The sequence below is a fragment of the Citromicrobium bathyomarinum genome (genome assembly GCF_021021475.1).
In the GTDB taxonomy this organism is placed as follows: Bacteria; Pseudomonadota; Alphaproteobacteria; order Sphingomonadales; family Sphingomonadaceae; genus Alteriqipengyuania; species Alteriqipengyuania bathyomarina.
On sequence record NZ_JAINWL010000002.1, the window covers coordinates 49,563 to 63,253 of the forward strand.

Annotated in this window: 18 protein-coding genes; 8 read left to right on the top strand and 10 right to left on the bottom strand. The window is 67.4% G+C overall.

Annotation, left to right across the window (positions count from 1 at the left end):
• Nucleotides 1–40 precede the first annotated feature (40 nt).
• Together K7H93_RS08090 and K7H93_RS08095 are read left to right on the top strand one after the other, a co-directional pair.
• Nucleotides 41–394 (top strand): HesB/IscA family protein, encoded by a 354-nt coding sequence (locus K7H93_RS08090; protein WP_172807108.1) that lies wholly within the window; start codon nt 41–43, stop codon nt 392–394.
• Nucleotides 395–431: 37 nt separating this feature from the next.
• The gene (locus K7H93_RS08095) at nt 432–641 is read left to right on the top strand and encodes a hypothetical protein (RefSeq protein WP_064305679.1); all 210 of its coding nucleotides are present in this window, start codon (nt 432–434) and stop codon (nt 639–641) included.
• Here K7H93_RS08095 and K7H93_RS08100 read toward each other — a convergent pair.
• Nucleotides 638–1,093, bottom strand: a complete 456-nt coding sequence (locus K7H93_RS08100) for a hypothetical protein (RefSeq protein WP_230783214.1) — start codon at nt 1,091–1,093, stop codon at nt 638–640. The two genes, K7H93_RS08095 and K7H93_RS08100, sit on opposite strands and share 4 nt — an antisense overlap.
• Entirely contained in the window at nt 1,086–1,796 is a 711-nt protein-coding gene (locus K7H93_RS08105; RefSeq protein ID WP_010235493.1) for an EI24 domain-containing protein, read from the bottom strand. Before K7H93_RS08105 ends, K7H93_RS08100 begins: the two co-directional genes overlap by 8 nt.
• A gap of 142 nt (nt 1,797–1,938) precedes the next feature.
• Here K7H93_RS08105 and K7H93_RS08110 point away from each other — a divergent pair, with 142 nt between their 5' ends.
• Nucleotides 1,939–2,949, top strand: a complete 1,011-nt coding sequence (locus K7H93_RS08110; protein ID WP_230783215.1) for an adenosine kinase — start codon at nt 1,939–1,941, stop codon at nt 2,947–2,949.
• A 36-nt stretch (nt 2,950–2,985) separates the two neighbouring features.
• On the opposite strand, the gene K7H93_RS08115 is transcribed toward K7H93_RS08110, so the two are convergent.
• The gene (locus tag K7H93_RS08115; protein ID WP_230783216.1) at nt 2,986–3,300 is read right to left on the bottom strand and encodes a UrcA family protein; all 315 of its coding nucleotides are present in this window, start codon (nt 3,298–3,300) and stop codon (nt 2,986–2,988) included.
• Nucleotides 3,301–3,402: 102 nt separating this feature from the next.
• On the opposite strand from K7H93_RS08115, the gene K7H93_RS08120 reads away from it, so the two are divergent.
• Nucleotides 3,403–4,347 carry a LysR substrate-binding domain-containing protein gene (locus K7H93_RS08120; RefSeq protein WP_230783217.1) on the top strand — a complete coding sequence of 315 codons (945 nt, stop codon included), beginning with the start codon at nt 3,403–3,405 and terminating at the stop codon, nt 4,345–4,347.
• Here K7H93_RS08120 and purD read toward each other — a convergent pair.
• Entirely contained in the window at nt 4,344–5,621 is a 1,278-nt protein-coding gene (gene purD / locus K7H93_RS08125; protein WP_230783218.1) for a phosphoribosylamine--glycine ligase, read from the bottom strand. The genes K7H93_RS08120 and purD overlap by 4 nt on opposite strands.
• Between purD and xseA the strand changes: the two genes are divergently transcribed.
• Genes xseA through K7H93_RS08140 form a run of 3 tightly spaced genes read left to right on the top strand, consistent with a single transcriptional unit; the run spans nt 5,620 to nt 8,280 of the window.
• Entirely contained in the window at nt 5,620–7,095 is a 1,476-nt protein-coding gene (gene xseA, locus K7H93_RS08130) for an exodeoxyribonuclease VII large subunit (protein WP_230783219.1), read from the top strand. The two genes, purD and xseA, sit on opposite strands and share 2 nt — an antisense overlap.
• Nucleotides 7,096–7,135: 40 nt before the next feature.
• Entirely contained in the window at nt 7,136–7,339 is a 204-nt protein-coding gene (locus K7H93_RS08135) for a DUF2093 domain-containing protein (protein WP_230783220.1), read from the top strand.
• Nucleotides 7,336–8,280: a M23 family metallopeptidase gene (locus K7H93_RS08140; RefSeq protein ID WP_230783221.1), complete on the top strand. Its 945-nt coding sequence runs from the start codon at nt 7,336–7,338 to the stop codon at nt 8,278–8,280. The genes K7H93_RS08135 and K7H93_RS08140 overlap by 4 nt, the downstream gene beginning before the upstream one ends.
• A 250-nt stretch (nt 8,281–8,530) precedes the next feature.
• On the opposite strand, the gene rpmB is transcribed toward K7H93_RS08140, so the two are convergent.
• Nucleotides 8,531–8,821, bottom strand: coding sequence for a 50S ribosomal protein L28 (rpmB, locus tag K7H93_RS08145; RefSeq protein ID WP_010235480.1), 291 nt, complete (start codon nt 8,819–8,821; stop codon nt 8,531–8,533).
• Nucleotides 8,822–8,952: 131 nt separating this feature from the next.
• Here rpmB and K7H93_RS08150 point away from each other — a divergent pair, with 131 nt between their 5' ends.
• Nucleotides 8,953–9,411 carry a nucleoside deaminase gene (locus K7H93_RS08150; protein ID WP_226662885.1) on the top strand — a complete coding sequence of 153 codons (459 nt, stop codon included), beginning with the start codon at nt 8,953–8,955 and terminating at the stop codon, nt 9,409–9,411.
• Here K7H93_RS08150 and K7H93_RS08155 read toward each other — a convergent pair.
• From K7H93_RS08155 to K7H93_RS08175, 5 genes are all read right to left on the bottom strand, one after another.
• Complete coding sequence (locus K7H93_RS08155) at nt 9,408–10,112, bottom strand: ribonuclease T2 family protein (protein WP_230783222.1); 705 nt, start codon at nt 10,110–10,112, stop codon at nt 9,408–9,410. The genes K7H93_RS08150 and K7H93_RS08155 overlap by 4 nt on opposite strands.
• Nucleotides 10,113–10,115: 3 nt before the next feature.
• On the bottom strand, nt 10,116–10,550 hold the full coding sequence (locus K7H93_RS08160) for a hypothetical protein (RefSeq protein ID WP_100068243.1): 435 nt from the start codon (nt 10,548–10,550) through the stop codon (nt 10,116–10,118).
• A 68-nt stretch (nt 10,551–10,618) separates the two neighbouring features.
• Entirely contained in the window at nt 10,619–11,485 is an 867-nt protein-coding gene (nadC, locus tag K7H93_RS08165; RefSeq protein ID WP_230783223.1) for a carboxylating nicotinate-nucleotide diphosphorylase, read from the bottom strand.
• Between the two features lie 101 nt (nt 11,486–11,586).
• Nucleotides 11,587–12,384: a LytR/AlgR family response regulator transcription factor gene (locus tag K7H93_RS08170; RefSeq protein WP_230783224.1), complete on the bottom strand. Its 798-nt coding sequence runs from the start codon at nt 12,382–12,384 to the stop codon at nt 11,587–11,589.
• Nucleotides 12,385–12,391: 7 nt separating this feature from the next.
• Nucleotides 12,392–13,669, bottom strand: coding sequence for a sensor histidine kinase (locus tag K7H93_RS08175; protein WP_010235467.1), 1,278 nt, complete (start codon nt 13,667–13,669; stop codon nt 12,392–12,394).
• Nucleotides 13,670–13,691: the final 22 nt, after the last annotated feature.

Below are 13,691 nucleotides of genomic sequence, written 5' to 3' on the forward strand. Positions count from 1 at the left end.
CGTCCGAAGTGCTACTTCGGACGAGTTGGGATTGATCGATATGGCTACGAAAACTCGCGAACGCCCTGCCGCCGTCACGCTGACGCCTGCTGCCGAGCAGCGCGTGGCCGACCTGATGGCGAAGGCACCCGACGATGCGATCGGGGTGAAACTCTCCACGCCCCGGCGCGGGTGCTCAGGTCTTGCCTATTCGGTCGACTATGTGAGCGAGGAACAGGGTTTCGACGAGAAGATCGAGACCCCCGGCGGCGTGTTCTACATCGATGGAGCCTCGGTGCTCTACCTCGTCGGCAGCGTGATGGACTGGGTGGAAGACGATTTCTCCGCCGGCTTTGTGTTCGAGAACCCCAACGCCAAGGGCGCGTGTGGCTGCGGCGAAAGCTTCATGGTATAGGGGCCAGATGAACCCTGCCGCCAAAATCGTCGCTCGAATGGTAGCGCTTGCCGTCGTTCACGGCCTTCGCAGCAGGCAGGGCCGCATCTCGGTGGAAGAGCAGGCCCCCTGGCTGTTCCAGAACCGGCAGCCGAAACGGCGTCGCAAGCCACCTGAGGCAGGAATGCCCGTCCCGGCAGTGCCCCCGCGCGGACCGCTGCCCATGCAGGGCGGGGCTGAGGCCCCGCTCGATTTCGGCAGGGACTAGCGCCGCAGCGCCTTCGCGCAGGCGCCCCGGTCCACATCCAGCGCATCGCTCGCGCGGCGGGCGTCGACATAGGTCGCGGTCGGCTCCGCGCCGGGCGACAGCGGGTAGAGAAACACGTCGAGTACGCATTGCTCGCCTGCGAATTGCAGCTTGCGCGCATCCCCTTCCAGAACATCCAGCCGGGGCGGGCCGAAAGTCTGTTCCAGCTGGCTCGCGCGCGATCCGATCACGAAGGACAGCGCGGGGTCGTTCATCACCTTGGGCGCGATGAACGCGCCGGGCACGCTCGGTCGGGGATCGCTCGGCGGGATCGGCGTGGTCCGGGGCGGCGGGCCGCTGGTGCGCGGCACGCTCCGCTGGCCGGCGCGCGGCGCAGGTGCGCCCGGCGCGGCGCAGGCGGCGACCAGCGGCAGCAGCGCGAAGCCGAGCAGTGTCTTGGAAAGATCAGGCATCGCGCATGCGTCCTTGAACGAGATGGGTTGCAGCGGCCGCGCCGATGATCGGCGCGATGAAATTGAGGCCGGGCACGGTCAGCATCCCGGCAATGATCAGCCCCAGCGCAAAACGCGTGCCGCGGCCGATCGGCGGTTCTTCGTCCGAATCCTTGCGATGGCGCAGCCACGCCATGTCGCGCAGTTCGCGCCCCAGCAGCCAGGCATTGACCAGCGCGAACAGCACCACCGTGCCGAAGCCGGTCACCAGCAGCACCAGCGCCAGCGGCAGGATCAGCAGGTTGACCAGGATCACCCGCACCGCGCCCTTGAAGCTGATCCACATGCTCTCGGCAAAGCCGATCCGCCGCGCGCTCTCCAGCGCTTCCGGGTAATAGCGCGCCTCGACCGCCTCGACCACGTCGTCGGCGAAGAACTGGATCGCGGCGAGCGCGGTGACGCGGAACAGCAGCCAGCCGCCCAGCACCACTGCCAACAGAGTGCCGATCGTGGCCAGTGCGCTCGCGACATTGGGTGGCAGGTTGGCATCGACCAGCGCGCCGAGCCCGCGGTCGAGCAGCCAGGCGAGCCCGAAATAGACCGCCACCCCCAGCAAGGCGAACAGCAGCACCGTCACCAGCAGCGACTTGATCAGCAGCCACAGCACGCGGGGGTCCGCGAGTTGGGCGAAGGCGCGGGCGAGAGAGGCGGGGAGCGATGTCATCGGGCGCGCCTTTTTCCGTTGGCGATGGCGCCAAGTCAATCGCCGCAGCGCGATCACCGGCTTGGCCTTGGCTCGCTTCATCGCTAGGCCCCCACCAACATCAACGCATTGCTTGCATTCCCTACAGGAGACCGCCCCCATCATGGCCGACCCCAAATTCGACGTCATCGCCATCGGCAACGCCATCGTCGACGTCATCGCCCCGGTCAGCCACGAATTCCTTCGCCAAGAGGAATTGCCTGCCGGTTCGATGCGGCTGATCGACGCGGAGCGTTCGGTCGATCTCTACGGCAAGATGGGCCAGACCAAGGAAATCTCCGGCGGCGCGGCGGCCAACACGCTGGCGGGCGCGACCATGCTGGGCCTGAAGACCGCCTTCATCGGGCAGATCGCGGACGACCAGCTGGGCGAAATCTACCGCCACGATCTGACCTCGGTGGGCGTCAGCTTCGATACCCCCGCGCGCCCCTATAGCGACAAGGAAAGCGAACCGCCGACCGGCCGCTGCCTCGTGCTGGTGGACCCCGATGGGGAGCGCACGATGAACACCTCGCTTGGCGCATCGCAGTTCCTGCCCGCCGAAGCGATCGACGACGATCTGATCCGCAGCACGAAGGTGCTGTTCCTCGAAGGCTACCTGTGGGATCCGACCGAACCGCGCGAGGCGATGAAGCGCGCGATCGGCGTGGCGCGCGAGGCGGGCGTGAAGATCGCCTTCGCCACCTGCGCCGATTTCTGCGTCCACATGCACGGCGGCGATTTCCGCGGCCTGATCAACGACGGGTTGATCGACATCCTGTTCGTGAACGAGGAAGAGGCGGGCATCCTCGAAGGCTCCGACCCCGAAACCGCGTTCGAAAGCCTGGCCAACGATGTCCCGCTGGTGGTGATGACCTGCGGCGCCAAGGGCGCGATCGCCGCGCGTGGCGACGAGCGCGCGAGCGTGAAGCCCGAGCCGGTCGAGAAGGTGCAGGACCTGACCGGCGCAGGCGACCTCTTCGCCGCCGGCTTCCTCTCCGGCTATTGCCGCGATGCCTCGCTCGAAGAGAGCCTGATCCGCGGCGCAGTGGCGGCCGGAGAGGTCATCTCGCACTGGGGCGCACGGCCCGAGGCGGATCTGAAGGCGCTGGTGGCGGAGCGGCTGGACGCCTGAGTGCGGCGTAGCGCGACTGAGGAGGCCGGGAGCCCATCAGTCGCGCTTGTCTCCCGGCGGCGCATCCGCTGCTTCGGCAATGATCCGGTTGCGCAGCTGCGCCACCTTTTCCTGCAGCTGCGCGATGCATGCCTTGGTTTCCGAAGCCACACGGACCGAGCGTGAGTGGGGCGACCGGCATACATTCCTGATCCCATCGTCGAGGCGCCGGTCGAGGATCGTGCGGCCCGCTGTGCTGCGCAGATCGAGGTCATCATATCGGACGGCGACCCGATTCTCGCCGGGATCGGCGAGGGCCGGGCTGCCGCCGATCGTGAGCGCGACGGCGAGTGCGAGTGTGTGCGCGTTCATAATCATCTCCCTTGTCTCTGGCACGGTGGGGATGACGGCTTTGCGACCGGAAAACCAATCGAAACGCTGGGTATTGAAACAAGCTGAGCTTATGACTGGGGCATGCGCCAGCTCCCCCCGCTCGCAGCCGTCAGGGCCTTCGAGGCCGCCGCCCGGCATCGCAACTATACCCGCGCCGGGGAGGAACTGGGGCTGACGCAGGCGGGCGTGAGCTACCAGATCAAGAGCCTCGAACAGCGCGTGGGTACGGTCCTGTTCGTGCGCGAAGGCCGCAGGATGCAGCTGACACCGGCGGGGGCGGCACTGGCCCAGCGGGTCTCGCAGGCCGTTGCCACGATGGAGAGCGCCTTTGCCGAGCTCGCCAAGGACGAGGAGCAGGTTCTCTCGATCGCCTGCTTCCAGACCTTTGCGACCAAAATCCTCGCCCCGCGCCTCGGCTCTTTCCAGCTCGAACACCCGGAGATCGCGGTGCGGCTGGTGGTCGGTGACGCTTTCGTCGATCTGGAAGCTGGCGAATGCGATCTGGCGGTCAGGCTCTCGCGCGAAGAGCCTGCGGGCTTGCAGGTGCATCGCCTCTACCGACTGGGCATCGCGCCCTTCGCGAACCCGAAGTTCGTGGCGGCGCACGAGACCCTCCAAGCGGATGATCCCGACATCGCCGAAGACCAGCGCATCTCGCCCAATAATGTCTGGTGGCGCGAATGGGACGATGCCCACTGTGCTGAGCGTGCCGGCGAAAAGGCGGGCAGGCAGCCGCGCGGGCTGGAATTCGACTCGCAGCAGCTCGACGCTGCCGCCGCGATGAGTGGAAACGGCGTCGCGATCCTCGCGCCGACGCTCTTCCATACCGAACTGGCCGACGGCCGCCTCGTCCGGGTGGGCAACCGCATTGTGCGCCCGGGCGGCTATTTCCGCCTTATCTACCCCGAGGTGCGCCGCCATTCCCTCAAGGTCCGCGCCTTCCGCCACTGGCTGATGCGCGAGATCGAGCCGTGCCTTGCCGCCGATCCGGGATGTCTCGACGGTCTGGATCGCGAATCGGGCTAGTCTTTTTCCCGCTCCACCTCGCGCCAGCCGATATCGCGGCGGCAGAAGCCTTGCGCGAAGTCGATTGCGTCGACTGCCTCGTAGGCCGCGGCCTGCGCCTGCGTCACATTGCGCCCCCGCGCGGTCACGTTGAGCACGCGGCCGCCGCTGGCGATCAGTGTGCCGTCGGGCTCGCGCGCAGTGCCCGCGTGGAAGACCTTGGCGCCGCCCGCTTCCGCGCTACCGAGGTTGATCGTGCCGCCCTTCTTCGGGGTGTCGGGATAGCCCTCGGCCGCCATCACCACGGTCAGCGCGGTGTCGTCCGAGAAGCGCACCGGCTCGGCATCGACCAGTTTGCCCGTCGCGCAGGCCATCAGCAGTGCGGCGAGGTCACCCTCGAAGCGCATCATCAGCACCTGGCACTCCGGGTCGCCGAAGCGGATGTTGTATTCGACCAGCTTGGGGCCTTCGTCGGTCAGCATCAGCCCGGCGTAGAGCACGCCGCAATAGGGCATCCCCTCTGCGCCCAGCGTGCGCACGGTGGGCACCACGATCTCGCGCATGGCGCGGTCGACCAGATTCTCGGACAGGACCGGGGCGGGGCTGTAGGCGCCCATGCCGCCCGTGTTGGGCCCGGTATCGCCCTCGCCCACCCGCTTGTGATCCTGTGCGGAACCGAAGGGGAGGATGGTCTCACCATCGGTAAGCGCGAAGAAGCTTGCCTCTTCGCCGCGCATGAACTCCTCGATCACGACTTCGGAGCCGGCCGAGCCGAACCGGCCGTCGAACATTTCGGAGAGCGCGTGCTGCGCCTCCTCGCGCGTCTCGGCGATCACCACGCCCTTGCCCGCCGCAAGCCCGTCCGCCTTGAGCACGAAGGGCGCGTTGAAGTGCTTGAGCGCGCCCCATGCAGCTTCGAGCGAGGTCGCCCGCTCGTACCGCGCGGTGGGGATGTTCGCGCGCGCGCACAGATCCTTGGTGAAGCCCTTGCTGCCTTCAAGCTGGGCGGCGGCCTTGCCGGGGCCGAACACCGCGATGCCGTCAGCGCGCAGATCGTCCGCCAGCCCCGCGACCAGCGGCGCTTCGGGGCCGACCACGGCGAGGTCGATGCCCTTCTCGTGGCAAAAGCCGATCACGGCCTTGTGATCGCCCGCGTCGAGCGCGACAATGTCCGCGTGATCGGCGATGCCCGGGTTGCCCGGCGCGGCGTAGAGCATGGTGCACGAGCGCGCGGCGGCCAGCTTCCACGCCAGCGCATGTTCGCGGCCCCCCGATCCGAGCAGAAGGATATTCATGAGCGCTTCCTATTCCGACGATGCTGACCCTGCGCTGCTAGCCGAGAGCCGCCCGGGCGACAATTCCGAGCCGCTGAGCGTTAGCGATCTCTCGCGCAGCCTCAAGCGCGTGGTGGAAGATCGCTTCGGCTTCGTGCGCATTCGCGGCGAGCTGTCGGGCGTGAAGCGCGCGGCCTCGGGCCACCTCTATTGCAGCCTGAAGGACGAAAAATCGGTCATCGACGGGGTGATGTGGAAGTCCGCCGCCCCACGCCTCGCCTTCCGGCCCGAGGACGGGGTGGAGGTGATCGCCAGCGGCAAGGTCACCACCTATGCCGGGCGCTCCAAGTACCAGATCGTGATCGAACGGATGGAGCTGGCGGGCGAAGGCGCGCTGCTCGCGCTGCTGGAGAAGACCAAGGCGCGGCTGGAGGCGGAGGGGCTGTTTGCCGATGCGCGCAAGAAGCCGCTGCCCTTCCTGCCGCGCACCATCGGCGTGGTCACCTCGCCCACGGGTGCGGTGATTCGCGACATCCTCCACCGCCTGTCGGACCGTTTCCCGAGCCACGTGATCGTGTGGCCCGTGGTGGTACAGGGAGAGACCGCGAAGGGGCAGGTGAGCGCTGCCGTGCGCGGTTTCAACGCGCTTGAACGCGGCGGTGCGATTGCCCGGCCCGACCTGCTGATCGTCGCGCGCGGGGGCGGCTCGATCGAGGATCTGTGGGCCTTCAACGAGGAAGAGGTGGTCCGCGCGATCGCCGAATCGGAGATACCCGTGATCTCCGCGGTAGGACACGAGACCGACACCACGCTCGCCGATTTCGCCGCCGACCACCGTGCGCCCACCCCCACCGCCGCCGCCGAACGCGCGGTGCCGGTGCGCGCTGAACTGGCCGCAGGGATCGCCGATCTCGGTGCGCGGCAGATGCGCTGCGCGACGCGGCCCGTGTCTCTGGGGCGCGAGCGGCTGGAGGCCTGTTCGCAGCGACTGCCCAGGCCGGACGCGCTGCTGCAGGCGGCGGCCCAGGCGCTCGACGATGCGACCGAACGCCACCGCCGCGCGCTGGTCGACCGGGTTGCGATCGGGCGCGCCACGCTCGGCGAAGCGGCGGCGCGGCTGAGCCCGGCAACGCTCAACTGGCGGCTCGGCCAGGCGCGCGAACGGCTGGAGCATGTCCGCCTGATGCCCGCCACGCTGACCACCCGCCACGCCCGCGCGACCGAGCGGCTGGCGGCAAATGTCGCCATGCTCCGCTCGCTCGACCCCGATGCGCCGCTCAAGCGTGGCTATGCGATGGTGTTCGACGGGCAGGGCGCGCTGGTCCGCAGTGCCGGGGATGCGCGCGCGGCAGGCACGCTCAGCCTCAAGTTCGCCGACGGGCGGGTTGCGGCAAGCACCGGCGATGCGCCGCCGCCGCCCGCAACGCCCGCCGCTGCGCCGAAGCCCAGGCGAAAGAGCCCCCCGCCGCCCTCGGGACAGGGCGACCTGTTCTGAAGAGGGTGTTTCGGCGGCGCAGGATCGCTATATTGCGGCCATGCTTACCACTTCCAGCGATCAGCCTGCCAAGCTTCACTATGGCCCCAACTCCTTTCGTGTGATCCGCAACGGGCGTTACGTCCCCTGTGCGATCACCGGCGAGCCGATTCCGCTCGACACTCTGCGTTACTGGAGCGCGGAGCATCAGGAGGCCTACGCGAGCTGCGAGATTGCGACCCGCCGCCTGACCGGCCAGGTGTGAGCTTGCAGCCCACGAAGCTCGCCGCCGCGACCGGCGCTTCGCTCGCGATCCTGCTCGGCAGCTGTTCGGCACCCCGCGACGCCGCAGACCTGCGCGAAGTCGTCCAGCCGGTCGCCGCGCCGCGCGCGAGCCCGACACCGTGGCCTGTCGCCACTCCGACACCCGCTCCCGCGCCTGCCCGCACCACCTTCTCGTTTCGCGGGGAGCTGGAACAGGGCGGCTGGATACGCGGGCAAGTGCCCAGCAATACGCGCAGCGCACGGCTGGGCGAGCAGTCGCTGCGGTTCGACGAGGATGGCAATTTCTTCGCCGCGTTCGACCGCGATCAGGGTCCGCAGATCGAGCTGGTCGCGACGCTGGAGGATGGGCGGACCATCTCCAGCCCGCTGACGATCCGCCCGCGCGACTGGAAGCTCGAATATATCAACGCGCCCTATCGTGCGGGGCGGAGCAGCGCGGAGTTCCAGCGATTGCGCGAGGGCGAACTGGCCCAGATCGTCGCCGCGCGTGCGAAGCAGACCGGGGCGGACGGCTGGCGGCAGGACTTCGTCTGGCCGGTCACCGGGCGCATTTCCGGCCGATTCGGTTCGCAGCGGGTCTATCAGGGCAAGCCCGGCCCCTATCACTCCGGCCTCGACATCGCGCCGGGCGCAGGCGTGCCTTACGTCGCGCCTGCCGACGGGGTGGTCACGCTGGTCGCGCAGGACCCCTTCACGCTGGAAGGGCGGCTGCTGATGATCGACCACGGGATGGGGCTGAACAGCGCCTTCCTGCATTCCGCGACCATCGTCGTGCGCGAGGGGCAGCGGGTGAAGCAGGGCCAGTATCTCGGCACGATCGGCGCGACCGGCCGCGCGACCGGCCCGCATCTGCACTGGAGCCTCAAATGGCAGGATTCGCGGCTCGACCCGCTGCTGTTCGTGGGGCCGATGCCCGACTGACGGCGCGAGGCGCGAATCGCCCTCGCCGCCCAAGCGCTGACACACCTGACACACAGTCCAGGGGCTGAAAAACCTCGCCCGCTGTTAGCGCGAATCCGGCGGGTGGACCGACGATGTGAAAGAGCCGCGCCAGGCTAGCGCGGGCGAGCGATGTAGGACAGCAGCGCGTGTCTTGCAGACACACGTAGGGCGCGTTTCGCAGCAACCTGCGAACGCGCCCGACCTGATTCGAATGTGAAAGCCGAAAGGCTCAGGCGGCGGGTGCAGCCGCCTTCTTGAGCTCGCGCTTGACCTTGAGCGCACGGGCCGAGAGCTTCTCGTCCTTGGTCTTCAGCAGCCAGTTGTCGAGACCGCCATTGTGCTCGACCGAACGCAGCCCCTGCGTCGAGACGCGGAACTTGAAGCTGCGGTCCAGCTTTTCGCTCATCAGAGTGACGTTCTGGAGGTTGGGCAGGAAGACACGCTTGGTCTTGTTGTTCGCGTGGCTGACATTGTGGCCGACCTGGCGACCCTTGCCGGTCAGTTCGCAGATGCGCGACATGGCTTATCTCTTCTCAAAAATGGTGATCGGTCTGTGCCGGAAAGTCGCCGCGCTTAGCGGCCAATTGCCGAATCGTCAACAAGGACTCGCGCTTGCGAGCCGCTCCCTGCGCTTCTAGCGCATTTTTCATCATGACGCGATGGCCCTTGCCCGATCCGATGCAAGCCGCGCTGGCACAGGCGCAACTGGCCGCCGATGCAGGCGAAGTGCCGGTCGGCGCGGTGGTTATGCGCGATGGCGAAGTGATCGCCTCGGCGCACAACGCGCCGCGCACGCTCGCCGACCCGACCGCCCATGCCGAAGTGCTAGCGCTGCGCGCCGCAGCGAAGGCCTTGGGGCAGGAGCGACTCGAAGGCTGCGACCTGTGGGTGACTCTGGAGCCCTGCGCGATGTGCGCAGGCGCCATAGCCCACGCGCGAATCGGACGGCTGTATTACGGGGCTGCCGATCCCAAGGGCGGCGCGGTGGCGCACGGCGCGCGCGTGTTCGACCACCCGCAATGCCACCACCGGCCCGAAGTCTATTCGGGCATGGGGGAGGAGGAAGCGGCGAAGATGCTGCGGGGCTTTTTCAACGAGCGTCGGGGCTAAAGCCCCCGCCAGATCTTCGCCGGAGCATCATCCGCTGCCCCGCGCGCCGAGCGTTTGCACGCCGTCGGAAGCCAGTCGCGCCCGTAGCAAAGCCGCAGTTCCTCCAGCCAGCCACGCTCGTTGAGGATCACCGCGATCATCTCGGGCCGCCAGTTGGTGTTGGCCTGCATCCACGCCTCGCGAATGTCGCCTGCGGTCAGCCCCTCCTTGCGCGACAAGCGGTCGAGGTCGGGCCAGTCGAGGCTGCGGTGGAGGATGCGGGTGATGCGGAAATAGCGGTCGGGCCGGTCCGCCATGCAGCTGCCATGCTTGGCCCATTGCCGCATCGTGAGACTGGCAGAGGGTTGCACGCACATCTGCCGGGCGAGCTGCGCGCCTGTGGGGCGCACGTTCCGCGCCTCGCACCATTGCGGCCAGCTGCGGGCACCTTGCGGCCACAGCCCATGCACGATCAGCCCGAAGCTGCCTTTGCTGCCCGAGCATTGCTGCGCATGGCGTGGCGATTCCTTGCGGTTGCGGCAGAACTCGGGGCTCCAGCTGAGCGAGAGGACGTAGCCGGTAACCGGCATCGCGCGGGTCGGCCCCTCGCGCGCGACACCCGGCACCGCGACGCTGCGCGGCGGTGTGCACTGATAGCTCTGCGCGCTGGCGGTGCCTGCCAGAGCGGCGCCCAGCGCCAGCGCCAGCGCGATTCGCCGCATGGCTCAGGCGTCGGGGGGAGGCGGTGCGTCGTCCGTCGGCGTGCCGTTGAGCCAGCGGATCGCATCGCCGCGGAACAGCATGACCACGGCAGCCGCCTGCGCAAGCAGGCCGACCAGGCCGTAAATGCGGGATAGCACCAGCGGCCCGCCGAAATAGTCGCCCACCCCGATCAGCGAGAACAGGAAGAAGGCGACGATCACCCACTTGGCGATCACCACCCGGCGCTGTGACACCAGATACCACATCAGCAGGCCGATCAGCGCGCCGACGGCATAGCCGATCCAGATCACGCTCGGCGGAACGGCAACGCCGGTCTGTGCTGCCTGCGCCGCGAGCTGCGCCTTGAGTGCCGGATAGCTCGTGATGAAGGCCAGCAGGCCGATGAACATCGCCCCGAGGTAGAAATAGTCGAACAGTTTGATGGATTGCGGCTTCACCGATGTGCTCCCCTGGTGTCCCGAGGGATCGACGGTGCCGTATGGCGCGGGTCTCCGCAAGCCGCGGGTCACGCCAAGGTGGTGAAATCCAGGCCGATATCGGCCGCGGGCGCGCTTTGGGTGAGTCGCCCGACCGATACGTAATCGACCCCGGTCGCCGCCTTGGCGCGGATCGTATCGAGGTTGATCCCGCCAGAGGCCTCGGTCGGGACGCGCCCGGCAACCAGCGCGACCGCTTCGCGCAGGGTATCGGGTTCCATATTGTCGAGCAGCAGGCGGGTTGCGCCCGCATCCAGTGCGGGGCCGATCTGGTCGATCCGGTCGACCTCGCAGATGATGTCCGCAACGCCCGCATCGCGCGCGCGGCGCACCGCCTCGCCGACCGATCCGGCCACCGCGACGTGATTGTCCTTGATCATCGCGGCATCCCACAGGCCCATGCGGTGGTTCGCGCCGCCGCCCATCCGCACCGCGTATTTTTCGAGCATGCGCAGCCCGGGCAGGGTTTTGCGCGTGTCGAGCAATGTGCAGTCCGGATTGTCCATCGCCTGCACGTAGCTGCGCACCAGCGTGGCAATGCCGGAGAGGTGCTGCACCGTATTGAGCGCGGCGCGCTCCGCGGTCAGCAGCGCGCGGGCATTGCCCTCGATCCGCATCAGGTCGGTGCCAGGCGCGACCTGCGCGCCGTCCTCGACCAGCTGCTCGATCGCGCAGTCGGGGTCGAGCGCGCGGAAGAACGCCGCTGCGATCGGCAGTCCCGCCACGCTGATCGGATCGCGGCTGTCCATCACCCCGGTGAACTTTGCATCCGCCGGGATGACGGCTTCGGAGGTCACGTCGCGCCCGCCGCCGGGCAGGCCTTCGCCCAGATCCTCCGCCAGCGTTGCGCGCACGAAGGCATCGAGGTCGAAGCCGGGAAGAGTGAAATCGCTCATTGGCAAATCTTCGTCATTGCGAGCGGTCCGGGACCGCGCGGCAATCCATGGCACCATGGATTGCTTCGTCGTTCCGCTCCTCGCAATGACGACCTAAGCGGTCAATGCACGAAGCGCGCGACCACGTCGCGGTAGGAGCGCGAGACCTTAACCTCTGCGCCCGAGCTCAGCACCAGGAAGCACTCGCCGTTGGTGTGCGGCTTCACCTGCCGCACCTGGTCGAGATTGACGATGGTCGAGCGGTGGACCCGCTGGAACTTGCGCGGGTCCAGTCGGCGTTCCAGATCCTTCATCGTCTCGCGCAGGATCAGCGAATTATCGCCGGTATAGATGCACATGTAATCGCCCGCCGCCTCGATATGTTCGATCGATTCGACCTCGACGCGGAAGATCTTGCCCCGGTCCTTGACGTTGAGCAGTTTCTCGAACCGGTCCGATCCGTCGGCCGCGCCGTCCTGCAATTCCTCGGCGGCTTCGGGGGCCACTTCGGCGAGCACGTTCATCAGCTTTTCCGCCTCGTCCGCGCCGCGCTTCTCGGTCATCCGCTGGCGGACGCGTTCGATCACGTCGGCCAGCTTGTCCTCGTCGACCGGCTTCATCAGGTAATGCAGCGCATTGGCCTGGAACGCGCGGATCGCATGCTCCTGAAATGCGGTGACGAACACGAACAGCGGCGGTTCGATATCCATCACGCCCTGCACCACGCCGAAGCCATCGAAACCGGGCATCTGGATGTCGAGGAAGACGAGGTCGGGGCGCAGCGTCTTGATCTTGCGGATCGCCTCGCGCCCGTTCGAACAGGTGTCGATGATCTCGACATCCTCAAACTTCTCGAGCCGCAGTTGCAGACCCTGAATGGCCAGCTTCTCGTCGTCCACGATGATCGTCTTGATGGTCATTTTCTCACTATCCAATCGGGCTGGGGCCCATGGCGCGGGGGTACGCCGGTGAATCAACGGCCGGTCCAGCATCCTGTTTCCCGTGCCGCCGCTCGGTCGACCATCCATCCCGCGCCTCTCCGAGAAGCGAGGGGTGTGTGGTCAGTTCGGGCGGCGGTGCGAGCGCTGCGGCAATGTCTTCGCCTTCACGCTCGAACGGGATTTCGATAATCACCGTGAAGCCGCCCTGAACCGGGGAGCGAATTTCGAACAGATGGTTCTCGCCATACGCCTGGGCGAGCCGGTTGCGAATATTGGCGAGGCCGACCCCGGTCGAATCCGGGCTGTCGCTGCGTGGGAGCGAGGTGCCGGTCGCATCCAGCGGGGTCTTGAGCCCGGGCCCGGTGTCCGACACCACCAGCCGCAGGCGCGAGCCGGACAATTGCGCGGTGAGCGAGATCTTCGCGCCCTCCTCCAGCGGGGAGACCGCGTATTTGATCGCGTTTTCGACCAGCGGCTGCAGCAGCAGCGAGGGCAGGCACGCCTCGGCCGCTTCGTCCGCGATGTCGAATTCGGTCTGCAACCGCTCTTCGAACCGCATCCGCTCGATATCGAGGTAAAGCTTCAGCGTCTCCACCTCCTGCGCCACGGTCACCGTGCCGCCCGGCTGCGAGACCAGCGTGTGGCGCAGGAAGCGCGACAGGCGGGTGAGCATCGCATTGGCGGGCTCGGTCTGTTTGAGCAGCACCAGCGTGGAGATCGAGTTGAGCGTGTTGAACAGGAAATGCGGGTTGAGCTGATAGCGCAGCATCGCCAGCTGCGCGCTGGTCGCCTGCGCCTCCAGCCGTTCAAGCCGGTCGGCCTGCTCCTCCAGCTGGAGGAAATAGTTGATCGCATAATAGAGCCCGGTCCACGCACCCAGCAGCGGGCCCTCCACCGCAAGGTAGAGGAAGAACAGCTGGGTCAGCGTGGTTTCGCGATCGAAATAGTACAGCCCGGCCACCCATGCCTCGATCAGGACCAGCACGCTCAGCGCGGTGGCGAGGGCGAGTGTGGTCAACCCCCAGGTGACCAGCGGCTGCCGGCCCATCAGGTTGCGATAGATCACCGAAAGCAGCAGACTGAGCGAAAAGCCCGTCACGGTTGCAGGGAACACGATCGCCAGCAGGCCGAGGCCCTGCCCGTTGACGAGGCCTTGCACACAGCGCAGCAGCATCGCGCCGCCCCAGCCCGCGAATTGCAGGTTCCAGAAGGCGCGATTCTTGTTCGCGAAGAACGGGGCGGGGCGGTAGGGCAGCACGGCCATGGCCCCCATTTAGCGCAACCGG

Coding starts and splice junctions, on each gene's coding strand:
- purD (WP_230783218.1), bottom strand. CDS start 5,621: ATGAATATCCTTCTGCTCGGATCGGGGGGCCGCGAACATGCGCTGGCG.
- K7H93_RS08105 (WP_010235493.1), bottom strand. CDS start 1,796: ATGACATCGCTCCCCGCCTCTCTCGCCCGCGCCTTCGCCCAACTCGCG.
- K7H93_RS08090 (WP_172807108.1), top strand. CDS start 41: ATGGCTACGAAAACTCGCGAACGCCCTGCCGCCGTCACGCTGACGCCT.
- xseA (WP_230783219.1), top strand. CDS start 5,620: ATGAGCGCTTCCTATTCCGACGATGCTGACCCTGCGCTGCTAGCCGAG.
- K7H93_RS08100 (WP_230783214.1), bottom strand. CDS start 1,093: ATGCCTGATCTTTCCAAGACACTGCTCGGCTTCGCGCTGCTGCCGCTG.
- K7H93_RS08115 (WP_230783216.1), bottom strand. CDS start 3,300: ATGAACGCGCACACACTCGCACTCGCCGTCGCGCTCACGATCGGCGGC.
- K7H93_RS08120 (WP_230783217.1), top strand. CDS start 3,403: ATGCGCCAGCTCCCCCCGCTCGCAGCCGTCAGGGCCTTCGAGGCCGCC.
- K7H93_RS08175 (WP_010235467.1), bottom strand. CDS start 13,669: ATGGCCGTGCTGCCCTACCGCCCCGCCCCGTTCTTCGCGAACAAGAAT.
- K7H93_RS08095 (WP_064305679.1), top strand. CDS start 432: ATGGTAGCGCTTGCCGTCGTTCACGGCCTTCGCAGCAGGCAGGGCCGC.
- rpmB (WP_010235480.1), bottom strand. CDS start 8,821: ATGTCGCGCATCTGCGAACTGACCGGCAAGGGTCGCCAGGTCGGCCAC.
- K7H93_RS08170 (WP_230783224.1), bottom strand. CDS start 12,384: ATGACCATCAAGACGATCATCGTGGACGACGAGAAGCTGGCCATTCAG.
- K7H93_RS08135 (WP_230783220.1), top strand. CDS start 7,136: ATGCTTACCACTTCCAGCGATCAGCCTGCCAAGCTTCACTATGGCCCC.
- nadC (WP_230783223.1), bottom strand. CDS start 11,485: ATGAGCGATTTCACTCTTCCCGGCTTCGACCTCGATGCCTTCGTGCGC.
- K7H93_RS08155 (WP_230783222.1), bottom strand. CDS start 10,112: ATGCGGCGAATCGCGCTGGCGCTGGCGCTGGGCGCCGCTCTGGCAGGC.
- K7H93_RS08150 (WP_226662885.1), top strand. CDS start 8,953: ATGACGCGATGGCCCTTGCCCGATCCGATGCAAGCCGCGCTGGCACAG.
- K7H93_RS08110 (WP_230783215.1), top strand. CDS start 1,939: ATGGCCGACCCCAAATTCGACGTCATCGCCATCGGCAACGCCATCGTC.